The sequence below is a fragment of the Fortiea contorta PCC 7126 genome, from assembly GCF_000332295.1.
GTDB lineage: Bacteria > Cyanobacteriota > Cyanobacteriia > Cyanobacteriales > Nostocaceae > Fortiea > Fortiea contorta.
The window spans coordinates 4,428,030-4,453,189 of sequence record NZ_KB235930.1; the positions used below are offsets into that span (position 1 = coordinate 4,428,030).

The 25,160-nt window shown below is 42.9% G+C and carries 25 protein-coding genes and 1 pseudogene; 14 read left to right on the plus strand and 12 right to left on the minus strand.

The genetic code is table 11. The features are described from left to right. Positions 1-22 precede the first annotated feature (22 nt). The 5 genes and pseudogenes from MIC7126_RS32040 to MIC7126_RS0120585 all read right to left on the minus strand — a co-directional run. Positions 23-1,018 (minus strand): annotated as a pseudogene (locus tag MIC7126_RS32040) (CHAT domain-containing protein); the annotation flags it as partial. A gap of 24 nt (positions 1,019-1,042) precedes the next feature. Then, positions 1,043-1,945: a DUF1822 family protein gene (locus tag MIC7126_RS0120570; RefSeq protein WP_017655041.1), complete on the minus strand. Its 903-nt coding sequence runs from the start codon at positions 1,943-1,945 to the stop codon at positions 1,043-1,045. After that, on the minus strand, positions 1,938-2,618 hold the full coding sequence (locus tag MIC7126_RS0120575; RefSeq protein WP_017655042.1) for a hypothetical protein: 681 nt from the start codon (positions 2,616-2,618) through the stop codon (positions 1,938-1,940). The genes MIC7126_RS0120570 and MIC7126_RS0120575 overlap by 8 nt, the downstream gene beginning before the upstream one ends. Before the next feature lie 173 nt (positions 2,619-2,791). Beyond that, positions 2,792-3,439 carry a Uma2 family endonuclease gene (locus MIC7126_RS0120580; RefSeq protein WP_017655043.1) on the minus strand — a complete coding sequence of 216 codons (648 nt, stop codon included), beginning with the start codon at positions 3,437-3,439 and terminating at the stop codon, positions 2,792-2,794. Between the two features lie 255 nt (positions 3,440-3,694). Continuing rightward, positions 3,695-5,746: an elongation factor G gene (locus tag MIC7126_RS0120585; protein ID WP_017655044.1), complete on the minus strand. Its 2,052-nt coding sequence runs from the start codon at positions 5,744-5,746 to the stop codon at positions 3,695-3,697. Between the two features lie 281 nt (positions 5,747-6,027). Between MIC7126_RS0120585 and MIC7126_RS0120590 the strand changes: the two genes are divergently transcribed. From MIC7126_RS0120590 to MIC7126_RS0120600, 3 genes are all read left to right on the plus strand, one after another. After that, positions 6,028-6,960: a tetratricopeptide repeat protein gene (locus MIC7126_RS0120590; RefSeq protein ID WP_026100422.1), complete on the plus strand. Its 933-nt coding sequence runs from the start codon at positions 6,028-6,030 to the stop codon at positions 6,958-6,960. Positions 6,961-7,065: 105 nt separating this feature from the next. Beyond that, on the plus strand, positions 7,066-7,614 hold the full coding sequence (locus MIC7126_RS0120595) for a phosphate-starvation-inducible PsiE family protein (protein ID WP_040629856.1): 549 nt from the start codon (positions 7,066-7,068) through the stop codon (positions 7,612-7,614). 114 nt (positions 7,615-7,728) lie between these two features. Then, positions 7,729-7,968 carry a hypothetical protein gene (locus MIC7126_RS0120600; protein WP_017655047.1) on the plus strand — a complete coding sequence of 80 codons (240 nt, stop codon included), beginning with the start codon at positions 7,729-7,731 and terminating at the stop codon, positions 7,966-7,968. A 98-nt stretch (positions 7,969-8,066) separates the two neighbouring features. Here MIC7126_RS0120600 and MIC7126_RS0120605 read toward each other — a convergent pair whose 3' ends face one another. From MIC7126_RS0120605 to MIC7126_RS0120615, 3 genes are all read right to left on the minus strand, one after another. Further along, positions 8,067-9,197, minus strand: a complete 1,131-nt coding sequence (locus MIC7126_RS0120605; RefSeq protein ID WP_017655048.1) for a CO2 hydration protein — start codon at positions 9,195-9,197, stop codon at positions 8,067-8,069. Positions 9,198-9,301: 104 nt separating this feature from the next. After that, entirely contained in the window at positions 9,302-10,792 is a 1,491-nt protein-coding gene (locus MIC7126_RS0120610) for an NADH-quinone oxidoreductase subunit M (RefSeq protein WP_017655049.1), read from the minus strand. A 96-nt stretch (positions 10,793-10,888) separates the two neighbouring features. Next, positions 10,889-12,745, minus strand: a complete 1,857-nt coding sequence (locus tag MIC7126_RS0120615) for an NAD(P)H-quinone oxidoreductase subunit F (protein WP_017655050.1) — start codon at positions 12,743-12,745, stop codon at positions 10,889-10,891. Positions 12,746-13,338: 593 nt separating this feature from the next. Here MIC7126_RS0120615 and MIC7126_RS0120620 point away from each other — a divergent pair. From MIC7126_RS0120620 to MIC7126_RS0120655, 8 genes are all read left to right on the plus strand, one after another. Next, positions 13,339-13,647, plus strand: coding sequence for a carbon dioxide-concentrating mechanism protein CcmK (locus MIC7126_RS0120620; protein ID WP_009457333.1), 309 nt, complete (start codon positions 13,339-13,341; stop codon positions 13,645-13,647). A gap of 69 nt (positions 13,648-13,716) precedes the next feature. Next, positions 13,717-14,061 carry a carbon dioxide-concentrating mechanism protein CcmK gene (locus MIC7126_RS0120625; protein ID WP_010995041.1) on the plus strand — a complete coding sequence of 115 codons (345 nt, stop codon included), beginning with the start codon at positions 13,717-13,719 and terminating at the stop codon, positions 14,059-14,061. Between the two features lie 6 nt (positions 14,062-14,067). Then, positions 14,068-14,370 (plus strand): beta-carboxysome shell vertex protein CcmL, encoded by a 303-nt coding sequence (locus MIC7126_RS0120630; RefSeq protein WP_017655051.1) that lies wholly within the window; start codon positions 14,068-14,070, stop codon positions 14,368-14,370. 98 nt (positions 14,371-14,468) lie between these two features. After that, positions 14,469-16,127 carry a beta-carboxysome scaffolding protein CcmM gene (locus MIC7126_RS0120635; RefSeq protein WP_017655052.1) on the plus strand — a complete coding sequence of 553 codons (1,659 nt, stop codon included), beginning with the start codon at positions 14,469-14,471 and terminating at the stop codon, positions 16,125-16,127. A gap of 142 nt (positions 16,128-16,269) precedes the next feature. Then, on the plus strand, positions 16,270-17,031 hold the full coding sequence (locus MIC7126_RS0120640) for a beta-carboxysome scaffolding protein CcmN (RefSeq protein ID WP_017655053.1): 762 nt from the start codon (positions 16,270-16,272) through the stop codon (positions 17,029-17,031). A gap of 136 nt (positions 17,032-17,167) precedes the next feature. Then, positions 17,168-17,953 carry a beta-carboxysome assembly protein CcmO gene (locus MIC7126_RS0120645; RefSeq protein ID WP_017655054.1) on the plus strand — a complete coding sequence of 262 codons (786 nt, stop codon included), beginning with the start codon at positions 17,168-17,170 and terminating at the stop codon, positions 17,951-17,953. Between the two features lie 303 nt (positions 17,954-18,256). Then, positions 18,257-19,219: a LysR family transcriptional regulator gene (locus MIC7126_RS0120650; protein WP_017655055.1), complete on the plus strand. Its 963-nt coding sequence runs from the start codon at positions 18,257-18,259 to the stop codon at positions 19,217-19,219. 101 nt (positions 19,220-19,320) lie between these two features. Next, positions 19,321-20,937 carry a mucoidy inhibitor MuiA family protein gene (locus tag MIC7126_RS0120655; RefSeq protein ID WP_017655056.1) on the plus strand — a complete coding sequence of 539 codons (1,617 nt, stop codon included), beginning with the start codon at positions 19,321-19,323 and terminating at the stop codon, positions 20,935-20,937. Positions 20,938-21,036: 99 nt separating this feature from the next. On the opposite strand, the gene MIC7126_RS0120660 is transcribed toward MIC7126_RS0120655, so the two are convergent. Both MIC7126_RS0120660 and MIC7126_RS0120665 read right to left on the minus strand, forming a co-directional pair. Beyond that, positions 21,037-21,822 (minus strand): Uma2 family endonuclease, encoded by a 786-nt coding sequence (locus MIC7126_RS0120660; RefSeq protein ID WP_017655057.1) that lies wholly within the window; start codon positions 21,820-21,822, stop codon positions 21,037-21,039. Positions 21,823-21,941: 119 nt separating this feature from the next. Continuing rightward, the gene (locus MIC7126_RS0120665) at positions 21,942-22,304 is read right to left on the minus strand and encodes a hypothetical protein (RefSeq protein WP_026100423.1); all 363 of its coding nucleotides are present in this window, start codon (positions 22,302-22,304) and stop codon (positions 21,942-21,944) included. 165 nt (positions 22,305-22,469) lie between these two features. On the opposite strand from MIC7126_RS0120665, the gene MIC7126_RS30650 reads away from it, so the two are divergent. Both MIC7126_RS30650 and MIC7126_RS0120675 read left to right on the plus strand, forming a co-directional pair. Then, on the plus strand, positions 22,470-22,607 hold the full coding sequence (locus MIC7126_RS30650; protein WP_017655059.1) for a hypothetical protein: 138 nt from the start codon (positions 22,470-22,472) through the stop codon (positions 22,605-22,607). 320 nt (positions 22,608-22,927) lie between these two features. Continuing rightward, the gene (locus tag MIC7126_RS0120675) at positions 22,928-23,206 is read left to right on the plus strand and encodes a hypothetical protein (protein ID WP_017655060.1); all 279 of its coding nucleotides are present in this window, start codon (positions 22,928-22,930) and stop codon (positions 23,204-23,206) included. Positions 23,207-23,255: 49 nt separating this feature from the next. On the opposite strand, the gene MIC7126_RS0120680 is transcribed toward MIC7126_RS0120675, so the two are convergent. Continuing rightward, positions 23,256-23,978 (minus strand): Uma2 family endonuclease, encoded by a 723-nt coding sequence (locus tag MIC7126_RS0120680; RefSeq protein ID WP_017655061.1) that lies wholly within the window; start codon positions 23,976-23,978, stop codon positions 23,256-23,258. Between the two features lie 146 nt (positions 23,979-24,124). Here MIC7126_RS0120680 and MIC7126_RS0120685 point away from each other — a divergent pair, with 146 nt between their 5' ends. Further along, positions 24,125-24,925 carry a serine/threonine protein kinase gene (locus MIC7126_RS0120685; protein ID WP_017655062.1) on the plus strand — a complete coding sequence of 267 codons (801 nt, stop codon included), beginning with the start codon at positions 24,125-24,127 and terminating at the stop codon, positions 24,923-24,925. On the opposite strand, the gene MIC7126_RS32455 is transcribed toward MIC7126_RS0120685, so the two are convergent. Then, positions 24,887-25,051, minus strand: coding sequence for a FitA-like ribbon-helix-helix domain-containing protein (locus tag MIC7126_RS32455; protein ID WP_154655937.1), 165 nt, complete (start codon positions 25,049-25,051; stop codon positions 24,887-24,889). The two genes, MIC7126_RS0120685 and MIC7126_RS32455, sit on opposite strands and share 39 nt — an antisense overlap. Positions 25,052-25,160: the final 109 nt, after the last annotated feature.

Below are 25,160 nucleotides of genomic sequence, written 5' to 3' on the forward strand. Positions count from 1 at the left end.
AATCTGAATTAAAATGTTCTAGGCGTTTCCGAGCTTTTTGAACTGAGGTGAACAGGGAATTATTGCCGGTAAATTCTTGAAAAAAGTATTTTAAAAACTCCACAGCTACAGCGTCTGGTACAGGTTCCCGCATCACAATCATCTGGGGTAAATGTAGCTGCGCTATTTGGCTAGCTAATCCCAAACCATCACAGGAATTAAAAATTGCTAACTGCAATCCTTTATGAATAGCTTGCTTCAAAGCTTCCTTAAATTCTTCAATACTCAAGCTATCTTGATCGTTGAGTTCAATCCAACCTATTTGACCATCTTCTCGACTCCCACTGTGCCCAGTAAAGACGAAAATATGAAAACCTTGGTCGTCCCAAAGTGCAGCCTGCAATTCTTTTCTACTAGGTTGGAGCAAATAAATTACTTCTACTCCATTTTGTTCTAAATCTTGAATTAATTTTAAATCATCTTTTGTATTAATACCGTCGCTTCTACCAACAGCAACTAATATTCTAATTTTTGTATTTTTATTAATTGATTGAGGTTTTTGTTGAACTAAATTTTTCGGCGCACTCAAAGCAATTTCCGTTTGGGGATAGTGGGTTTCAAATAAATCCCATTCTTGCCAAGGAAGGCGGCGCAAATCAATATCTTTAGCATCAATAATAACGCGAATTTCTTCATTTGACTGATGTAATTGTTGGGCGATCGCTATTAATCGATCTCGAATCGGTCGCCATCTGCTATCTCCAGAATTAAGCCATTGATTTAAATAGTCTTTTACTGCTATCGTGTGTTCTGCACGGGAATAAATCGTCACATTTTTGGGTGTAAGACGGAATGTAGCACAAGAACGCACAGCGTCAATTTGCCGATAAGCTGACTGCCATTGATCGAAAGATGATGTTAATTCTGGTAATAATGGAGGTAAAAATCCTTCTGTTTCTTCATCTAAATTCTTCACTGTCAGAGTGACTGAAAACCCTTCTGGTGAAGTGTGTCTGAATTTCAATTTGACGATCGCCATTCTGTCTCCTTGTGTTTGATGCTCTTAAACAACAAACTCTTCAACCAGACTTGTTTCTCCTAGTATTATTTTGACACTGAATTTTTCTTCGTGCTGGCAGTTAAATTCTAATTGCATCCAATCGTCTGCAGTTCTCGCTTGAGCTTCCATCCCCATATTTCCCGCTGCATCGAGGACAATTAGCTGTAAATTAGGTGGGAGATAAATAGCATCATCCCCCGGATAAACTCGCAACCGGATGTCAAAAACTTCGCTATTTGTTGGGGTTAACTGCACTAACAACAATACTGGTCTTCCCAAGTCCATCACCTTCGCTCGACTGATAGAGTTGGAACTGCGGGTGATGGTACTTGCGCTTCTCAAATTGTTAGCAAATACTAACTCTGGAGATTGCCAATTTTGCTCAAAAATTCCCGCTAACCAGGTGCGTAAATTTACCAAGTCTGAACGTTTATGTATCGTATCTATCAGCACATCTAAAGATTTTAATTGAGCAATTTGTAATATTTGCGTTGATTCCGTCGTTTCTTGGCGCGGTGCAAAACCCAGTAATTCTACATAATCTAATTGTTGATTAAATTGCACACATACATAACCGATGCGGTCTGAACCAGGGGTGGGAGGTAGAGCGATCGCCTCTTCGCCCGGTAACACTGGCAGACATTCCAGCCTACCTACACCCGGTAAAACCAAATCTGCAACATCAAAAAGCGCCCTCAAACCTCGGTGCCAACTGTCACCTTGATTAAGTGCAGTTTCCACATTCAACCATTTAAAATAGCTGTGAACCGCATAAACAGCCAAAGTATTCAAATAAACTTGCTTTCCCTTTTGAGGCGTATCCTGTTCTGCAGCAAATTCCGCAGCCCAACGATGAGCATTTTGGGGGATAGGGACATTTAAAATATCTGATTTTATATTACTCATAGTTGTATCCAAAATTTACACCTATTTCTTTTAATAAAGGAAGGCAATGACTCTTCCAGTGAGAATAGAGAGTTTGATTGCTGATATTTAACTCTCTGGCAATATCGGCGATTTTATGAGGCGGTGCTTGCAGAAGTAAGCGCGTCGCTAAAACTTGACAATGACACTCAGGGTTTTTACGAGGATGAGAAGCCGTCAATTTACCATCTGCATCCTGCTCAATATATTGTCTGATGCGATTACCAAGACGCAGGCGTTCAGTTTCCTGGATTTGGGCTATTTTAATTTCCAGTAAATCTAAAGACATAGTAGGTAAGCGATCGCCCAAAGTAATTTCGTCACCCTCATCATTGCGAAAAGGCATATCTAAACTCAAAGGATACTGACTGTCTGGCGTATACAAATCTTTAATCCGCCACTTGAGATAGCCATTAATCCAAATTACCAAACTGTTTTGCACAGAAAGCGATCGCGCCTCAAATATACAAATATTCCGGCTAACCCACTCCCAAGTTTGATTCAAAGCCCCTAAGTAGTCTTGGTGAGCAGACTGATAAATCCCAGGAAGTTTTTGCACTAGCAAAAGCAGTCTATTTAAAGCTTTCTGCCTTTCCGGACTAGGGTCTGGGTGACAGCATACCTCATCAATCAGTTTTTTCAGTTGTTCATCCACAACGGTTTTTCCTTAAGCTGCTGGCTGACCTGAAAGACAACAAAGCTTCTGCAGCTTGAGTTTAACTGATTTTCAATTCACTTATTACCTGTGGATGTTACAAATCTGCAATCTTTTTGCTGCTCGTGACTGTCGTGCTATGAATTTGGATACAAAAACGTGAAATCTTACCATTATTTCTGAATTTGCGCTCTCACCCACAGACGAAAAACCCTTAGTGTTGGACTTCTACCTATATTGCGACTTTGTTGAACAAACTGGGGAATGGCTGTAACAACCGACAAATCGGGAAAAATAGGACTAATTTCTGATTCAATATATTTACCATTTATCAGCAAATTAATTTGTAATTTACCATCTTCATAGCGCCACAATTCTGGTACTCCCAACGCCTCATAAGCATCAACTTGAGTCTTAGAAGTAACATCAACTTCAATTACTAAATCAGGTGGTGGGTCAACTTTTAAATCTATTCTTTCTTTACCAATCATCCGCGCCTGATTTTGAATATAGAAAGAATCATCAGGCTCTACACCAACAGTCATATCTTCCCGTTTAAAAGTCGTCGAGCCAAAAGATTCGCAGTCTATTTCTAACTCTTCTAATAAAATTTTTACTAAATCGCCAATAATGACTTTAGCTAATTCATGCTTCGGTAAAGGCATCCTAATTTCTAAGTTACCATGACTGTAAGCCAATCTAGTAGCGCGATGGTCGCCAAGTTCTTCTAAAATATCCTCAAATTCTTGCCAGCTAACATCGTGGAGCATCACTCTGTGTCCTGGCGGCACACTTAATTGTTGTAATTGCAGTGTTACCATTACTTAACATTTCAATTTAAGATTGAAACTTGCGAAAGGGAATATGAAATCATCATAGCAATGTTCATATTTTTGATGGAAAGAACCCATACCGAGGGGAAGCGATCGCATCTCCATACCCATTAGAATAAACAAGAATTGACATTTCAATAGCACGTTCAAAAAGTATTAAATATTCATTAACAATAATTATTGGCAGGGCGAACAACCGTTCGCCCCTACCCTTGTATCTCGTTTACTTGAGAATGCTATGAACTACTTACCATTACCGTTACCGTTATGACCGTTACCATTACTAGCTAGAACACGTTCAGCCAGTTTTTCCGGTACTTCTTGGAGATGGTCATATTCCCAGTGGAAAGAACCAACGCCCAGAGTTTGCGATCGCAGCTCTACAATAAAGTTTTGCATCTCTGCTTGGGGTAAATATGCAGACACGCTATCCCAACCTGACCAATCATTTCTCCCCTCATAGCCTAAAATCTGTCCCCGTCTACCACTGAGCAGTTGCAACACCTTGGAGGTAAATTCATTAGGGGTTGTCACTAATACCCGCAAAATTGGTTCTAACAGGGTGGGTTGGGCTTTAGGTATCCCCGTTTGCATCGCCAAGCGAGCTGCTTGCTTAAACGCTTGTTCAGAACTATCAACGTTATGGTAGGAACCATTAGTTAAAGTTACCGCCACATCCACCATCGGGAAACCCAGAGGCCCGTGTGTGAGAAACTCCCGCACACCCATTTCTACCCCAGGGATATACTGTCTAGGAACCACACCGCCAACAATAGTTTCACGGAAGTTAAAGCCTCCACCCCGTGGTAAGGGTTGGATGTTGAGGAAGACATCCCCAAATTGTCCATGTCCACCGCTTTGGTGTTTGTAGCGCCCGTGAACCGATTCTACGGGTTTGCGGATGGTTTCTTTGTAAGGAACTTGTGGGAGGTGGGTTGACATCGCCAAGTTATATTTGCGGCGGAGTCTATCTAAAGCGACTTGCAAATGAATCTCGCCTTGTCCCCACAAAATAACTTCATGGGTGTCACCGTGTTGTTCCCAAGCTAAAGATGGATCTTCTTCTAACAGTTTAGCGATCGCACTGCTGAGTTTCACTTCATCGTTGCGCTTTTCGGGAGTTATAGCCAGGGCATATACTGGCTCTAACTGTGTGGCTTTGGGTAGTGATTTCACCGAGTGGGAATCTGTGGAGAGGATATCTCCGGTTTTAATTCCCTCCATACGGCTTAAAGCCACAATTTCACCCGCATCAGCTTCATTCACAAACTGTTGCTGTTGTCCCATCAGGCGATAAATTCCCCCAGCGCGAACGCCGTTGAGCACAATACCTTCAGTTAATTTACCTTGCCAAATCCGCACTAAGGAAAGTTTACCGCCTTGGGGAGTGTAATAAGTTTTTAATACCTGCGCTATTGGATCAGTAGCTTTTTTAGTTAAGCGGCGTTCTGCTGTGGTTTCAGGTTCAGGAGCTTCTCCTAACAAAGCTTCTAATAATGGTCTGACGCCATAATCTTGTTCAGCGATACCAAAGAATACAGGTACAACTAAATCTGCACCCAATTCCATTTTTAAATCTTGGAGAATTTCCTCTTGGGGAGGTTCAATGTCTTCTAAAAGTTCTTCCAATAAATGATCGTCAAAATTTGCTAGGGCTTCTAACATTTCGGCCCGTGCTTGATGTTCTTCTGCTTTCAAGTTTTCGGGGAAGGGAATCGGATCAGCGGGTGCGCCTGGATGATATTGATAGGCTTGCTCACTCACCATATCAATAAAGCCTGTTAGTTGTTCCCCTTGTATGATTGGGTATTGGTGGGCGACTAGGGGACGGCTAGAAACAGCTTTCAGGGCGTGTAATGTTTCTAAAACATGGATATTCGCCCGATCCATTTTGTTGACAAAAACGAGGTGGGGAATTTCCCAGTCGTCAAGGAATTTAAATAGGGGTGCTAAAGTGTGGACGCGATCGCGTATCGGTTCGCAAACTACAATTGCTGCATCTACTCCCATTAAAGCGTTATAGGTTTCTTGGGCAAATTCCACCGAACCCGGACAGTCAATAAAAGTAAAGCGAGTATCACTATATGTGGTACTCGCTGCGCTGACTTCTACACTCATCCGGCGATCGCGTGACTCGTTGGCACTATCGCCGACGGTGTTACCATCCTTAACATGACCTTTGCGGGAAATTGCTCCAGAAACAAATAACAAGCTTTCTAATAAAGTCGTTTTCCCGCTTAAATAAGGGCCAACAATTGCCACATTCCGCGAACCCGATTTTACTTTTTCGTTCATAAAACCTCCCTTGCGGTAAAGTATTTTTAACCGCATCATCCTGTTTATGCCAAGGATTTGAGATGGTTCTCTTAAACAAGAATCATCCCCTCTTTAATTTGTTATTATCCTCCCTTTAATCTGTGCAGAAAAAAATCGTATTCTGTTGTAAGATTTTCCTCAATAAAAGTTAATAAAGACTAACTTTTTTACTCAAACTTAAATTTTTGTAAAGTATTTCTGGTTTCTCAAAACTTTTGATGAAATAAACTTAACCCCAAGTGTTGCCAGTCAGAAAATTCATGAGATTATCATTCTCTAAATATCCTATGGCCGGGCTAGTAAGCTTGATTGTGCTATCTCAAAGCCTTTTTTCTCCCGCTCTCCCCATCTCCCCACCACCCCACCACCCCACCACCCCATATCCCCACCTCCCCCTACTAGCACAAAACCCCATTCAATCAGCTACAGACAACTTAAATCAAGGCTTACAGGCGATTCAAGCGGGGAGAATACAAGATGCGATCGCTCTTTTTCGCCAAGCCACCCAGCTAGATCCGACATTAGCAGCAGCACATTATAATTTAGGGTTAGCGTTGCGACAAGCGGGACAATTACAACCAGCCGCAGACGCATTTTATCGCGCCACCCAAGCAGATCCTAAGTTTGCTTTAGCCTTTGCCAATTTGGGGGGAGCGTTGTTAGAAGGAAACAATTTACCACTAGCAAATGATTATTTACAACGCGCCATAGAAATAGATGCTCGACTTGGTTTTGCTCATTATAACTTGGGATTATTGCGAGAACAGCAAAGAGATTGGGAGCGAGCGATCGCCTCTTTTAAAAAAGCGATAGAACACAGCAAAAATGCACCAGAACCAGCTTATCATTTGGGTCTAGCTTATCTGCAACAAAGCAAATTAGACCAAGCCAAAGACGCTTTTCGTCAAGCCATAAAAATTAATCCCAAATATGCAGAAGCTCACTATAACCTAGGGACTATCTGGTTTCAACAAAAAAAACTGCCAGAAGCATTAGAATCCTTCAGAAAAGCAGCCCAAGCTAACTCTAATTATCCCAACGCTTATTACGGTGCAGGTTTAGTTTTTATGCAATTGCAACAATATCCAGAAGCAGCGCAAGTATTGCAATATGCGAGAGATTTATACAATGCTCAAGGAAATCTGAATTGGGCAAAAAATGCCGAGCAATTGTTGCAACAATTACAGAAATAAAAAGATTAACTTCTGTGAAGCCCGATTCCTTAATATTAGATAACAATAGAATTATGGTGTGAATTGGCTGGTGGGCGATGAAGTTAAATGGAAAAGGAAACTCACATGCAAAAGCGCTTCAAGAGTCGATTTTTATTTTCTGATCGCTGGCTTGATCGACATGCGATCGTCCGTAACATGGAGGCTTTTCAAGACCTAATTGTCATTGTTTTATGTTTAGGTTTATTTGCCGTCATGCTGTTACAATTGTGGGGAATTGTGGTGGCTATTACCCAACCCTTAGACTATAAAATAGTCACCGCTAAAATACTTTTCGTGTTGATTTTAGTTGAATTATTCCGCCTCCTGATGGTTTATTTACAAGAGCATAGTATTTCTGTGGGAGTAGCGGTAGAAGTTACAATTGTCTCAGTCTTGCGGGAAGTAGTTGTTCATGGTGCGTTAGAAATTACTTCATTTCAGACCGCAGCAATTTGTGGTTTACTGTTTATTTTAGGTGGGTTATTAATAGTGTGTGCCAAGACACCACACATGGATTGTATTAGTGCTAATACTAAGCTTTGCCCGATTGTCTACAAAGGAGGCAGAGATAGGCAAAATGAATTAGAATTTCCCTATGTCCGTCGCTGTGATGAGAATCAACCTCTGGCATAAATCCACTAAGCAAAAATTACCTTGCCTAGATACATTCTTATCCACTTTTGGGCAGATGAACAACTCTTTTAGAGAAAGTAACAATTAATCAGAAACCTAAAAGAGGCTAAATTCATGACTACAGGTAACGGGAATTCTCAGCAACCCATCAGCAACTTAGAGTATGACTTTATTACCGTGTTGCACAACAAAGCCGAAGCAGTTCAAGCTTATGAACGCTATATTCAAGACGCACAAGCAGTCAATTCTCAACCTTGTGTAGAACTCTTCCAAAAATTGCGTCAATCGGAAATTGAACAAGCACAAGAAGTCCGCCAACATCTGCAAACCGTGATGCAACACGGTAAGATGTAAAACGAAACGTAGGCGTTGCCAAATCGTGCTACGAAACTACTGTAGAGATGTAAATTTTTACGTCTCTACACAGTCTTCAGTCCTTCACTCATTATTAATTACAAATTAACATCAAATAACCGAGAAGTTTCTAACCGATTCATCCACTTTTTTAAATAAATCAAATTAGCCTTTTCTTCAGCTGCATCTTGAGTATCTAATGGATGAGGCATCAATCCTAAAATTGTGGCTGTAGTTACACAAAACATCGATTTTTGAAAACTCATACAAATTTGCACCCGCAGGTCATCTTCACCTCTGAGGCTATTACGATAAACCGCGTGCAAATATTCTGGAAGATAGTGACGCATATCCTGCATTAACAGAGTAGGCGGAATACCAGCACCGCCAATAGGTAAAGGGTCGGCGTACAATGCACCGTATTCAAAACGGGCTTGGTCGGGGGGAATTTGATACGCTTGAGCGTTGTAAGTTACTGTACCAGAAAAAGGAGTGCCCCTAAAGAAAACTGCCTCTACATAAGGTATTGCTGTATCTGCTAAAAATGTCAAACCAATATGTTTGGGGATGATTTCATAAACTTTACCCTGAATTTTCACATCATAGGTAATTGGTTTTGATGCATCTGCTACTAATCCTGATTTAATATACTCAACAACTTGGGGAATTGTGGTAATTTTACCTAAGTCATAAAGGTCTGATAAGCTCAAAAATATATCAGCCATAACCCGCCAAAATTGACCCAAACCACTATAGTAAGTAGATACCCGCAACTGTTCATTTAAAAAGTCTGGAAATAGTTGATTGACACCTATCATCAAGGGGTTATTTTTAAATTTGGCGGCGATTACTGCTTGAGCAATTTTGTGAAATTCCTGGGTATCTAAATAGGCGTCTAGTCCTCCCCCGCCATGCCACATCATCGATTTCATGCAATATTCGGCATATTCAAAATTAATGCGATCGTGCCACCAATGACGAAATAATTTCTGCCAGGAAATATCACCATTAAAATATTTAAAAAAGGGAAAAAATACTAAAAATTGCTGCTCGCCAATATAAATAAGATTATGGGAATAAGCATCTAAAACTACACCATAACTTTTGAGAATTCCTACTACTTCCAGTACATTTTCTGGATTATCTACAAGTAATGCTTGTCCAGACTGCAGGCGTTTTATATATTCAGATAAAACGCTACTATAAGGTTTATTTTTAGTATTTGCCATCGCTATTTCTCCAAAAAGTATAGGGGTTAGGGGTGAGGGGTGAGGGGTTAGGGGTTGGAGTCAAACAAGCGTATACTATTCACCTAGCCCCTAGCCCCTAGCCCCTAATTTCTTGTCAAAGATACTGTTGCTACGACGTCTTGTGTGTTTACCATGGCGGTGGTTGTGGGTTCAGTCCACCTGGATAACCAAGTAGGTAGGATGCCAAAAATCACAATCAATACGGCTAGAATGATGGAAGGAATGCGATCGCTCCAATACAACCGTGGTAAGTTGATGACTTGTGCAGATAAGCGCCCAAAAAAGGCACTATTGACGAGAATTAAGAAATAAACGGCAGTTAACCCAGTACCAATCATACATAGTAAGGTCTGCACGGGAAAAACTGGAAAGCTACCGCGAAAAATGATGAATTCCGAAATAAACCCGACCATTCCGGGGATACCTGCGCTAGCCATGACTCCTAACACCATTAAGGTAGCAATTACTGGCATACCCCGTTCTGGATTCATCAGTCCCCGCACTACGTCTAAGTTACGGCTACCAGCTTTTTTATAAATTACCCCTACCAACAGAAATAGCAGTGCGGAGATTAAACCGTGACTCACCATTTGCATCACAGCACCCAGTACACTTAATGGTGTTGCAGATGCGGCGGCTAGGAGGATGAAGCCCATGTGGCCGATGGAACTGTAAGCCACCATTTTCTTCATATCTTTTTGGGCGATCGCACAGGATGCACCATACAGTACACTGACTACAGCCCAAGTTGCTAACCACGGTGCTAAATAAGACCAAGCTGTTGGCAACAAGTTCATGCCAAATCGCAATAAGCCATAGGTTCCCAATTTCAACAATACCCCAGCCAGCAGTACAGAAATTGGTGTGGAAGCTTCTACGTGAGCATCTGGCAACCAAGTATGAAAGGGAACTAAAGGAATTTTAATGCCAAAACCTACTAAAATTCCCCCCAGCAGTAACAACTGAGTCGCCAGAGGTAGGGACTGGGTATGCAATGTCTCTAACCCAAAGTTGGCACTACCACTCAGCCACACCATACCGAGGAAACTAGCTAAAATCAACACTCCCGAAACCGCGGTGTAAATGAGAAATTTTGTCGCTGCATAACCCCGCTTTTCACCACCCCAAATCGCAATCAGCAGATACAGGGGAATCAACTCTAATTCGTAAAACAGGAAAAATAGTAGTAAATCTTGTGCTAAAAAGGCTCCTGTCACCCCAGCACTCAGCAGTAAGATTAAACAGTAATAAAACCTGGGACGCTGTAGAGACTGGTCAGTACTATAAATGGCAATACAAGTCAACAGTCCTTGCAGTAGCAGCAAAGGTAAAGATAAACCATCTATTCCCAGGTTGTAGTTTAAACCCAGAGCATCAATCCAAGGTAGCGACTCAGCAAACTGTTGACCAATCTCCTGGGGATGAAATTGAATTGCTAGTATGATTGTCCAGACAAACATCACACCAGCAAAAACCAAAGCTATGTCACGGGAACGCTTTCCTGTGATTTCTGCAGGCCAAAAACCAATCAAAGCCGCACCAAGTAACGGCAGTAAAATTAAAGCACTCAGCATAAACTCTTTGGGAGACGAGGTAGAGGAGAGATGAGGTAGATTGGGGGAATAACTAATAACAACCCCCACCGCTAAACTTGATTTGTGCCCACCTTCCTAAAAAGGCAATTTATCCAGTAGACCTAACGACCAACTAATAAAAAATCCCAGGATGCTGACAACTACTAAAATCGTCAACATGTATCCTTGGGATTGACCAGAAATGCTATATTTCAAGGTTTGCCCGCTAAAAATAGCCGCAAACCCTACCAAGTTTACTAGACCATCGATTAAATAGCGATCGCTCCACGCGGAAACCTGAGAAAGTAGCGCTACTGCTTTGACTACTGTTAATCGATAAACTCGATCTATGTAAAAATCATACCCCAATAGATCCTGCATAAATCTCCATACCAGAACTCTCGATCTCGACCATGCTTTATCTAAGTAGATTGTCGAGCCGATACCGACCCCAATTAAGGTTGAAGAAACTAATATTAACAAGACGTACCAATCAATTCCTTCCCAATCAGGTAGTAAGTACCATTGCTGCAGCATCAAGGGTAGTAGCAAGGTGACTATGGTCAGAGATACCATGGGGAATGCCATCTGCCAAGCAACTTCTGGAGCGCGGCGGGTTTTTTGTTGCGGTTTGTCCCAGAAGATATATCTAAATACCCGTGTTAAATTCAATGCTGTTAAGCAATTGACTAAGACTAAAACGCCAATTACCCAAGGGTTAATTTTCACAAAGCCGTCAGCCCACGCTAACATCGCCCAAAAGCTACCCAAGGGTAATAAAGTTACCATTCCCGCTGAACCAACAATAAACGCCGTGGTGGTTGCAGGCATTTTTGACCACAGTCCTCCCATTTCGGTTAAATTTTGGGTATGGGTGGTGTGGATAATTGAACCTGAACTCATAAATAATAAAGCTTTAGCGATCGCATGAGTTAACAGCAGCATTAAGGCTACACCTCCTTGCTGTAATCCCACAGCCAAGAACACCAAACCCATGTATGCACTCGTGGAGTGGGATAAAGCTCGCTTAATGTCGATTTGCGCTAAGGACACCAATGTCGCCCCAATCGCTGTCACCGTCCCCATGATTACTAAAGCATTTAAAGCTACTGGTGATAGAGCTAGCAAGGGCTGCAATTTATACAACAAATAAGCCCCACCAGCTACCACCAGTGAGTTTCGCATCACCGAAGCGGGGTTTGGCCCTTCCATGGCCTCATCTAACCACAAATGTAAAGGAAATTGAGCACATTTCCCCGCCGGCCCCGCAATCAATGCTAAACCTAACAGCGTTGATGTCACCGGGTTGAGGTCGGCTGTTTGTGCCCACTCAGCTAAATCAGAAAAGTTCAAGCTACCAGCGATGGTGGATAGTGTCACCACAGCCATCAGCAGCAATAAGTCGCCGATGCGCTTCGTCCAAAACGCATCCCGCGCTGCTGTTACTACTAACGGTTGGGCATACCAAAACCCTACCAGCAAGTAGGTGGAAAGTGTTAAAACTTCCAGCAGCGCATAACTGAGAAATAAGGAATCGCTGATGGCTAAACCAGTTAAAGCTGCTTCAAACAAGCCAATTAGTGCAAAAAAACGCGCCAGCGCCCAGTCTTTTTCCATGTAACCCAGGGCGTAAATTTGCGCTAGGATACTCAACCCCGCAATTAAAACTGTTGCGCCGATACTCACTTGTGAAATTTCCAAAGCAATAGATAAATTTAAATCTGCGGCTTGGAACCAAGTGAAAAGAAAACTTTCTGGTTCTTTATCCCAGATATCTTTGAATATCAATAAACTGTGGATAAAAGCCAAAATAGTCGTCAACAAGTTTAGATAAGCTGCCGGTCTAGGCCCTGTCTGCCGAATCAGTCCTATTGTCCAGGGCAAAGTTAAGATCGCGCCTATTAAACCATAAAAAGGCACCAAGCAACTTGTTATGTAGAGAAAATGATTCATTGAGTTTTCCTTTGACGACTCAGGATCCGATGCCTTGTTTTTAAATCAGCTGATGTAAAATATAATTTCTATATTGACATTGACATTCAGCGCTTAAAAGAATTACATATCACAAAATAAACATATTTAATTATTAATCTTTATCCTACTTGTACCGGGGCAATTTCTACTTCCACATCATCAATTTATATCAATTATAATAAAAACTTATATAATTTTTAGTTTGTAACTATACAGATATCAGCAATCAGGAAAACACAGTTACGGCCAAACCTCCAGGCTCATACAGTGCCTGTTTATTGGCAATTGTGGTGTTTATTAACCAAGGATTAACAAATGTAATTAAAAAATTATAAAACTGAATTGCCTACTCTAGCAATCCGTGAAATTTCATTAACTAGATGGCTATATTAAATTATATTAAGTTTTCTTAAACAGTTTTATCATAAACTATTATGGTAAGTTATGTTGCCAGGGACGCCAAGCTTTCCTATGCTTAATTTAGAAGTGTTTTCTTAGCTTAAGATCAAGCTCTAAGCGTCAAAGTTTTCAAACAACAGTACTGATTGGATTAATTTTTTAGGAGTTCTGCGATGCCAATTGCAGTTGGAATGATTGAAACTAAAGGCTTTCCGGCAGTAGTAGAAGCTGCTGACGCAATGGTGAAAGCAGCCCGTGTCACCTTGGTAGGTTATGAAAAAATCGGTAGCGCTCGCGTCACTGTCATAGTGCGCGGGGATGTATCTGAGGTGCAAGCTTCAGTTGCCGCAGGCGTGGAAGCAGCCAGAAGAGTTAATGGTGGTGAAGTAGTTTCTACTCATATCATTGCCCGTCCCCACGAAAACCTGGAATATGTCTTGCCGATTAGGTACACAGAAGCGGTAGAACAGTTCCGCACCTAAGAAGCATCTCTGTCCTCTAGAGTGCTTCTGTCATCCAAGTTAAGAAACTTGATTTAAAGGTTAAAACTAATGTCAATTGCAGTGGGAATGGTAGAAACGCTTGGCTTTCCAGCAGTGGTAGAAGCAGCGGATGCAATGGTGAAAGCAGCTCGCGTCACCTTGGTAGGTTACGAAAAAATCGGCAGCGGTCGAGTCACAGTCATCGTCAGAGGCGACGTATCTGAGGTGCAAGCCTCAGTAGCCGCTGGTGTGGAATCAGTGAAGCGCGTCAACGGTGGACAAGTGCTGTCCACTCACATCATTGCTCGTCCACACGAAAACTTAGAGTATGTCCTACCAATTCGTTATACCGAAGACGTAGAACAATTCCGGGAAAATGTCAACGCCATTCGTCCTTTCGGTAGAAGACCGTAAAACATAATGCAAGTTGCCAAGGTTCGTGGCACAGTAGTTAGCACCCAAAAAGATCCAAGTCTCCGGGGTGTAAAACTACTAATGTTGCAATTAGTAGACGAAAACGGAAACATGTTACCAACCTATGAGGTAGCAGCGGATAGCGTCGGTGCTGGAGTGGATGAGTGGGTACTGATCACCAAAGGCAGTGCTGCTCGTCAAATTCTGGGTAATGAACAGCGTCCCTTAGATGCAGCAGTAGTAGCGATCATTGATACTATTCACGTTGAAGATCGTCTGATTTACAGCAAAAAAGACCAATACAGATAGTCATAAGTCATGAGTCATTAGTTATTAGTCATTGGTATTAGCTAAAGACAAATGACGAATGACCACTGACAAATGACAATATTAGGAGGAATCTCGCAATGATAGCCCGCAGCACAGCGGCACCCCCTACCCCGTGGTCAAGGAGTTTAGCTGAACCGAAAATCCATGAAAGCTCATTTGTACACTCATTCTCCAACATCATTGGCGATGTGCGGATAGGTGCAAATGTGATCGTGGCTCCTGGGACTTCGATTAGAGCCGACGAAGGCACACCCTTTTATATTGGTGAAAATACCAATATCCAAGATGGTGTGGTAATTCACGGCTTGGAACAAGGGCGAGTAGTTGGTGACGACCAACAACAATACTCTATATGGGTAGGGAAAAATGCTTCTTTGACCCACATGGCGCTTATTCATGGTCCGGCTTATGTAGGCGATAATTCATTTATTGGCTTCCGCTCCACAGTATTTAACGCCAGGGTGGGTGCAGGCTGCATCGTCATGATGCACGCTCTGATTCAAGATGTAGAAATTCCCCCTGGGAAGTATGTACCTTCGGGTGCAATCATTACTACCCAACAGCAAGCAGATCGCTTACCAGATGTGCAAGAGCAGGATGAGCAATTTGCCCATCACGTGGTGGGGATTAATCAAGCGCTCAGAGCTGGTTATCGCTGTGCTGCAGATAGCAAATGTATTGCACCCATTCGGGATGAGAATACTAAATCTTATACAAGTAATGGTCTAACAGTTTTAGAGCTAGAAAGGAGTAGTGAAGTGTCGAGCAATAGCTTGGGTGTTGAAACCATAGAGCAAGTGCGTTATCTATTGGAACAAGGTTATAAAATTGGCACTGAACATGTGGATCAAAGAAGATTCCGCACCGGTTCTTGGAATAGTTGCCAACCAATTGAACCGAGAAGCATCGGTGAAGCGATCGCCGCTATTGAATCCTGTCTGCGCGACCATAGCGGTGAGTACGTCCGTCTGTTTGGCATTGACAAAGGCAGACGACGTGTGCTAGAGACAATTATTCAACGTCCAGATGGCACAGTTTCCGCACCTAACACCTTTAGAGCACCCGCTACCCAATCTCACAGCAGCTACAACGGTAACGGCAACGGTAACGGTAACAGCAGCAGTAATGGTAATGGCCGCATCAGTGGGGAAACTGTCGAGCAAATCCGTCAGTTGTTAGCAGGCGGTTATAAAATCGGCACAGAACACGTAGATGAGCGCCGCTTCCGCACAGGTTCCTGGCAAAGTTGCGAACCAATTAGTGCCAACTCCGCCAACGACGTGATTGCTGCCTTAGAAGACTGCATTAACAACCATCAAGGCGAGTATGTGCGGCTGATTGGTATCGATACCAAAGCCAAACGGCGGGTATTAGAAAGCATTATCCAACGCCCCAACGGCCAAGCTAGCCCATCTGGTAGCCAAAAATCATTTGCAGCCGCCACCGCCACCGCCACCGCACCAGCCAGCAGCACTCGCTTAAATGCGGAAGTGGTCGATCAACTCAAACAGCTATTGGCGGGTGGATACAAAATTAGCATCGAGCATGTAGACCAAAGGCGCTTCCGTACAGGTTCCTGGACTAGCACCGGTTCCATCGAAGCCCGCGACGAAAGACAAGCGATCGCTGCAGTAGAAGCGAACCTGGCCGAATACCCAGGAGAATATGTCCGCTTAATTGGGATTGATCCTAAAGCCAAACGTCGAGTACTGGAAACAATTATCCAACGTCCATAGTTCTAGGGAATGGGGGAGCCACCAAGGTCTTGGGCACAGCCCAAGTAGAACAAGTGGTGTCTGGGGTAAGGGGAGATAGGGAATCCCTAGCCCCTAGTCCTTAGTCCCTAGTCCCTAGTCCCTTTCCGAGGTGACAATTTTCATGACTGTCCCGCCACTGCGCCTCAACAACAATTTTGATCCTTATATTAGTGGCGAGGTAACTATTGATCCTAGTGCAGTACTTGCACCAGGAGTAATACTCCAAGCAGCTACAAACAGCAAGATCATCATCGGCCCTGGGGTCTGTGTTGGTATGGGGTCAATTCTCCAGGTCTATGAAGGTACTCTGGAAGTGGAAGCAGGAGCCAACTTGGGGGCCGGTTTCTTGATGGTTGGTCAAGGTAAAATTGGCACAAATGCTTGTGTAGGTGCCGCTACTACAGTTTTTAACTGTTCGATCGCTCCGGGACAAGTAGTGCCACCAGGATCAATTGTGGGAGACACGAGTCGGATTCTGGGTGAAACAAAGCAATTACCATCATCGCCAACTAATTCATCTGCTAGTATTGCACCTGCGGCAGCAGAGGAGGATTATTGGGCAGAAGCAGAAAGTAAATCGGCCACGAAAGCGAAAAAAACAACTTCCTCGACGAAGTTTTCTGCCACAGCATTTCTGGAGTTACAACACGAATCTGTGCCACTTCCACCAACAGAAACTGTAGAAAGTGAGCCTGCTGCAGAAGTTCCTCAAATTCCTAGTTCTACACCACCAAATCAAGATTCTTTATCCACCCAGCCTGCAACTAATAACGGTATCGGTACACAAATTTATGGTCAAGGAAGTATCCAAAGGCTGTTGATCACATTATTTCCCCACCGACAGTCTTTAAATGAGCCGTCTTCTGACGATTTGTCTGAGTAAGTGTTAAGAGTAAGTTGTAACTTGAAATATGAAGTGTCAAGTATGAAGTATGAAATTAACCCCAAAGTGGGCTGAGGTTAGCATATTTTTCATCCTTTCGCCTTCATTCTTTCTGTGAATATCCTGGAGACTTCACATGGAAATATATAATCAACGGTCTGCTAACACATTCCAGGCATCACGACAGCGAGACACGCTCAGAGATACTGCTTTGGGCTTAGTATCTACTAGTAGCTTTCCAGCGATCGTTGGTACGGCGGATATGATGCTGAAATCGGCAGGGGTTCATTTGGTTGGGTATGAGAAAATTGGTAGTGGTCACTGTACAGCGATCGTTAGGGGCGGAATAGCCGATGTTCGCCTAGCCGTAGAAGCTGGAGTCCAAACCGCTGAACAATTTGGACAGTTGATTTCTAGCTTGGTGATTCCCCGCCCCTATCCTAACTTAGATGTGGTACTCCCCATTACCAATCGTCTGAGTAAAATTATGGAGGAAGGCAGCTACAGCCGTTTGAGTAACCAAGCAGTGGGTTTAGTGGAGACACGCGGGTTTCCGGCGATGGTAGGCGCTTGCGACGCTATGCTCAAGTCTGCTGATGTGCATCTCGCATCCTATGAGAAAATCGGCGCTGGCTTGTGTACAGCTATCATCCGTGGTACTGTCGCCAATGTAGCAGTGGCCGTGGAAGCTGGGATGTACGAAGCTGAACGCATCGGCGAACTCAACGCCGTGATGGTAATTCCTCGCCCGTTGGATGAGTTAGAGCAAACATTACCACTAGCAAGTTGTTGGATAGAACAACGTCAACCATTAAACTTGCCAATGAATATTCAAGAACAAATTGCCGAAATAGAAGTGCTTCAATTACCAGATCTAGGCAAACTACCCATCAAAATTGTGGAAGAAATTACAGAGGAATGATGGAACGATGAATGGTGAATTTTGAATTAGAAATAGTGAAAGATGAATTGTCGGCAATCCACATTCAGCATTCAATATTCATCCTTCAGCATTCATCAACTGGAAGGCATCTTACGCTTTGCTTGTTGTATACGATGATAACTGGTCAGGTCTATAAGTAAAAGACCTTTATCGTAATAGGGATAATAGAGTTATATCTATACTTATAACTTATAACTTTTGTGCAAGCATAGTTCCATCCTGGGGTAGTGTTCAGTGATACTAGATTTATATCTATGAATCGCTATTAGAGGAGAATTACTTTTGAACCAAGCGACGCTACACCAGTTGAAAGTGTTCGAGGCTGCTGCTAGACATGGTAGCTTTACTCGTGCAGCTGAGGAATTGTTTCTCACCCAACCTACCGTTTCCATGCAAATTAAGCAGTTGACAAAATCGGTAGGTTTACCATTATTTGAGCAGGTGGGTAAGCGCCTTTATTTGACAGAAGCGGGACGAGAATTATTTGCTACTTGTCGGCAAATTTTTGAGACCATAGCCCAATTTGAAATGAAGGTAGCAGATTTAAAAGGGCTAAAGCAAGGACAATTGCGCTTGGCTGTGATTACAACAGCTAAATATTTTATTCCCCGGTTGTTAGGGCCGTTTTGTCAACTCTATCCAGGGATTGAGATCTCGCTGAAAGTAACCAACCACGAAGGTATTTTGGAGAGAATGGTGAATAACCTGGATGACTTGTATATTATGAGTCAAATTCCAGAAAATATAGATGTGAGTTGTCAGCCATTTTTGGATAATCCTTTGGTAGTTTGTGCGCCGATTACTCATCCACTGACAAAGGAGAAAAATATTCCCATAGAACGCCTAGCTAATGAACCGTTTATTATGCGAGAACCTGGTTCAGGAACACGTCGTGCTGTGCAAAAACTATTTGATGAACATGGAATATCAGTTAAAGTCAAGTTGGAGTTGGGTAGTAACGAAGCAATCAAACAAGCGATCGCCGGTGGTTTAGGAATTTCTATTTTATCTCTCCATACCCTGATACCTGAGTCATCAGAATTCAGTATTCTAGATGTAGAGCATTTTCCCATCCAGCGCACCTGGTATATGGTTCACCCCGCTGGTAAACAACTATCTATCGTCGCTCGCACATACTTTGAATACTTACTCAGTGCGGCGAAAAAATTTGTTGACGAAAACGCACCTGCGGTTTGGGGAACATTTGAGCACAGTCAACAACAAGAGTTAGAAGCGAGAGAATAGAGAAGATGAAGAATGACAAATCCCAAAATATGCTTGACGGCTGAACCCATAACCATTAAAAATTGACCAGCAGAACCATTTAAAAAAGGGGAAAACTGGCAGTGGTTAACCCGGAAGTGCCATCTTTACGCAAAATAATTTCCAGCCGGATTATAGCTGTTACAGTATACAGTGACAAAGCCCTGGTGACAAGACGGGGCAGAATTTCCCTCACAGGAATGGAACGAGAATTAGTCATCGCCTCATTACCAGTGACTCTAGAAACAGAGTCTGTCAGGGTGAGTGGTAGTGGTAGTGTGGGGGTGCGGTTGTTGGGAGTAAGCAGCGATCGCATTTATACCACCGAACCAGTCGCCGAACGAGTCGCCCAGTTGACGCGACAAATTCAGCAGATAGAAGCAGAAAAACGCCACCTCCAAGCGCAAATAGACGCTCTAGCTTTACAGTCTAGTTTTATTGCTGGTTTAAAGGACAAAACTGAAGATCCTTTTGCTCAAAGTTTGGCGCGAAAAAATCTCAGCCTCAGTGAAACCTTGGATTTTCTCAACTTTTTAGGTAGTCAGTATAGCGAATATGCGATCGCTGCAGGAGAATGCAAAAGCCAACAGCAAGAATTAGACAAGCAATTACAAGTCTTGATCGCTTCATTGCAAAAAATCCAAACACCCCATCCCAAAGAAAGTTTAAGCTTGGTTGTGGCTACTGAGGTCGCCGGCGCTGGAGAATTAGAGTTAGATGTGTCCTATGTGGTTCATCGCGCCAGTTGGACTCCACTTTATGACTTACGGTTTAGTAGTACTAACAATACTGTGCATCTTAGCTACTTGGCAGAAATTACCCAAACCACAGGCGAAGATTGGCTAGGTGTAGCTCTGACTCTTTCTACAGCCAAACCGGGATTAGGTACACTCCCACCAAAACTGGAACCCTGGTATATAGGGACTCCACGCTCAACAGTAGAATTTATGACACGCAAACGGTTCTCAGCTATTCCTACCATAGCACCGCAAGCTTCTCTGCCTAGTGAAGCTGATGATCAAGAACAAGATGAAGTTATCACCCTGTTGAGTGCGGATGTAGTTGCAGAAGTTGCCAAACAAGGAAGCGTAGTCACCTTTAAACTAAACAACGGTGGGAATATTCCCAGTGATGGCGCACCCCACAAAACGACAATTTTTGCAGATGATTATCCTAGTAGCTTTGATTATGTAGCAATCCCACGCTTGGTGAGCTTTGCTTATTTGCAAGCTAATGTCAAAAATAGCGCCAACGGAGCAACTCTGTTACCCGGTAAAGCAAATATTTTTCGTGATGATACTTTTGTAGGGACAACACAGTTAGAAAATATTGCACCAGGACAAGAATTTAAACTCAATTTGGGGATTGACGAAAGTTTAAAAATTGAGCGAGATTTAGTTGAACGTCAGGTAGATAAAAAGTTAATTAGCAACCAGCGACGCATTACTTATGGTTATCGGTTAATTATTACTAATTTGCTCAATCAAGAAACTCAATTGAAATTAACAGAACAATTACCAGTTAGCCGCAGCGAGCAAATAAAAGTGCGCCTCACTCGCAGCAATCCGCAAATTCAACTTGGTGAAATGGGAATTTTGGAATGGATGTTAATTCTTGCGGCGCAAGAGCAACGAGAGGTGTATTATCAATTTACCGTTGAACATCCACCAGAGTTAACAATTTTGGGGTTAGATATTTAGGATTGGGAATCAGGGAGCCACTTTCTGGCTTTGATTTCCAAAGCTGTAGGAAGTGGCGTCATACGGAACAGCGAACAAGCTGATATCTAACGAATAATGTTAAGCTTCTGGTTCAACTCCCAAAGCACGTAACTGAGCCATTAAGCGGTCGGCCCGCTGGCGTTCCTGTTCCGCTCGTTGGCGTTCCTGTTCCGCTCGTTGGCGTTCCTGTTCAGCCCGTTGACTTTCTTGTTCCGCTCTTTCATGACCAGTCAGCAACAAATTACCTTGCAAATCCCACCAACGCAACCAGGGTAATTCCGCACCTTGATATTCTCCTTCCCAAATGCCTAATTCAGCTCCCAGAGATGGGATAGGATAATGTCCTAGTTCATTGGCTGTGAGCAATTGATACTGTCCACCGATTAATTCATATACCTCCACACTGGCTTTATTCACTTCATAAATGCCATAAAAAGCTGGATGAATTACCTGCTCATAAATCCAAAATTTGCCTTTCCAAGGAGTTTGATCTCGCTCCTCACTACCATCACCAGAGACAAATTCTAAAGCAATCAATGGGGCGATAAATTCTCGCCACAGTACATAAGACCTGCGTATTTGTCCATCAAGCAAAGGCGGTACATTCCCCACATAAAACCAATCTGGTGCTACTGCACCTTTTTCTGGCGGGTCAGCCATCCGCCAATAAATCCCGCAATCTTGACCAATGCAATATTGGCCATCAAGATGACGTTTTTGCAATATTGGTTTAATCGAGTCGGTGATAAGAACGCTTTGGGGATGTTCTTGGAAATTTTTCACAAAGGTACCGTCAGACTCTGGTAGCTGCGTATGGTCAGGAAAAGGAGTTAGATCAGTATCGAGGTTGATTGCAGAGGTCATAAGACTACCTTTGCACTGGGTAAGGGTTGTTTCTTAGTTTAGCAATTAAACAGGCTACTCAAAAATCTCCCGAATTGAAGTCGGGAGAGTATCAAAAAAAACCAAATTTATCGTTTTGATCAAACAACAGCCTCTTGTTTAGGCTTTCGTACCGGACGCTTGCGATCGCTGCGACGAACGCCCCCAGCCATTTTATACTCATCGCTATTTTTGCCATATTTTGCCGCTACGCTGACTAACATGTGTTCTGTTAGTTCCATCAGCGACTTTTCAGCTAATTCTAAGGCTCCTTGAGTCATATCTACGGTGGAGAGGCTGGAGTTATAAGCTTCTAGCTTTTCTTGCGTTGTTTTGATGGCATCTGCAAAGGAATTAATCGTAACTCCATTACCTAAGTCTAGGGTAAGACTAATCGATTTCAAAGCTGCAATCCTACGCTGCGCTCTATCCAGTGCTTTAGACCCGCGTTTTGGACGTGACATAAATAACTTTCCTGTTATTAGTGATGCACCAGGATAAAAAGTGATTCCTACCCTGATATTTACAGCACTAGGATAGACAGAATCGGGGCTGTTTGACACCCGCATTATTCAGTATAGTTGGAATTATTTATTACTAAATCAAGAATTATTTTATGTAAATTCTTGGTGGTCGCCCGAAATCAAGAAACAACCGCCCGAAATCAAGAAACAACCGCCCGAAATCAAGAAACAACCGCCCGAAATCAAGAAACAACCGCCCGAAATCAAGAAACCATCGCCCAAAATCAAGAAACGACCGCCTAAAATCAAGAAACCATCGCCCGAATTCAAGAAACCATCGCCCGAATTCAATATATAGCCGTGGTCAAATACTGTCCTTATAAAGGTGAGGGGTATGTGGTTCAACTGCGCGGTAGTTTCGATTGCGCGGTAGTTTCAACTTCGCTCAACTACCGCAAAGCCAAAACTAACCATAGTCAAATCTCTGTAAAAATATTTAGAAAAACCGCTTGACAAGTATAAAATTATACTATATCTTATAGATATAAGAAAGGCGATCGCCCTCCGGCCAGAGTCTGCGATCGCCTTTCACTTAACCCCACTATCTGGAGTCAAACACTATCATGGCACAACAAACAAAGTTCGCCCAATCACAACTAACCCAGTTTTTACGCAGCCAAGGCGATAGCATCCCTCCGGCGAATCCATCTCCCGAAGACTCATCACCCAGAAGAGAACGGATTAAACATTTATTAATCGGTTCTCCCAAAGCAGTTACGCGCACCATTCACTTGTTGCAAGTTCTCGGCTATGCCAATGTTGGTGATTGGAGTCCACTGCTACCAACAGAGAATTCCAATGAAGTCATGAGTATTTTAAGCCGTCAGATATTGACGCCATAACAATACTGGGGTGTTCTTTGCACCCCGCCATCTCACCGAAACAGTAGATTTAAGCTTGTGGTTCAATACCGAGCGATCGTAATTGAGCAGCAAGGCGATCAGCTCTTTGACGTTCTTGTTCAGCTCTTTCGTCGCCAGTTAACAACAAATTACCTTGCAAATCCCACCAGCGCAGCCAAGGTAATTCCATATTTTGGTATTGTCCTTGCCATATACCTAACTCAACGCCCAAAGGATGTATAGGATAACGTCCCCGTTCGTTTGCTGCTAATAACTGATATTGTCCACCAATTAATTCGTATACTTCTATACTGGCTTGTTCCACTTCATAAATACCGTAAAATGGAGTCCGAATCACCTGCTCATAAATCCAGAATTTGCCTTTCCAAGGAGTTTGATCTCGCTCTTCACTACCATTCCCTGAGACAAATTCTAAAGCAATCAATGGGGCGATAAATTCTCGCCATACTACATAAGACCTGCGTATTTGTCCATCAAGCAAGGGTGGGACATTTGCTACATAAAACCAATCTGGTGCTACTGCGCCTTTCTCTGGCGGGTCAGTCATCCGCCAGTAGATGCCACAATCTTGACCAATACAATATTGCCCATCAGGGTGAAGTTTTTGCAATATCGGTTTAATCGAGTCGGTGATGAGAATGCTTTGGGGATGTTCCTGGAAATTTTTCACAAAGGTGCCATCTGATTCTGGTAGCTGCGTGTGGTCGGGGAACGGGGTGAGATCAGTATCTAGATTGATTGCAGAGGTCATAAACTTACCTTTGCTTGAGGTGAGGTTTTTTTAGTTTAGCAATGTAAGGGGAGGAGGAGCGATCGCACTATTTCCACAAAGTTAAGCTCAATTTGTCAACTCTCTGTTGTGTGACAATCAATTTATGTATTTTGGGAGTTGCAAAGATGGCTTGGGTAGCGGGTGATCAATTGCAAAGTGGCAAATACACTGTGGAAAGGGAATTGGGAAGAGGACGGTTTGGTATTACTTATTTGGTAAAAAACAAGAATAGCGATCGCCTAGTTGTTAAAACCATAAATGATGCACTGTTTCAATCTCTCAGTCAGCCTGAACGCGCACGATTAGGAACTATGTTTATGCAAGAGGGGATAAAACTTGCCAAGTGTAAACACAAGCATATTGTGCAGGTTGCAGAAGCTGTTCAGGAAGGAGATTATCCATGTGTAGTCATGGAGTACGTTGATGGAGTGAGTTTGGCTGACCTCAGTCCCCCAATACTTTCGGAACCAGATGCACTACGTTACATTCAGCAAATTGGGGAAGCACTGATAGTTGTACATGAAAATGAACTGATTCATCGGGATGTGCATCCAGGAAATATCTTGTTACGAAACCGAGATGGGCGGTTAGAAGCAGTGTTAATTGATTTTGGTTTAGCTTTAGATTTTGACCATATGTTAACCACAAGGCGAGCAAAGGAAGTGTCTGATGGATTTACGCCTCCTGAACTCTACAATACACGCACTATAGCTCGTGCGTGTAGCGATATTTATTCACTAGCAGCTACACTCTATAAACTTTTAACGGGGAAAACACCTGTCGATGCAGTCAAACGCAAAGTAAACGGTGAGCATTTAGTGTCTCCAAAAGAATGGAATCCTCAGATTAGCGATCGCACCAACCACGCAATTTTAACAGGGATGAAGCTAGAGCGAAAGGAGCGTCCTCACTCTATTATGCGGTGACAGGTCAATGCCCCGTTGCAGGATGTGTTTTAATTCGTCTTGCAAAGACCTTCTGTGTTGTTTGGCGAGAGTTTCTAATTTTTCTAGAATAATGAGGTCTAAATTTTCAATGAGGATTTGAGCCATATTTCAGGGTTGTTTATCAAGGTTTCTATTGAGATAGAGTACAACTCTATATCGATAGGTGTAAGGGCACGGCACTGCCCATTGGTGTCAACTTAACGTAAAACCTATA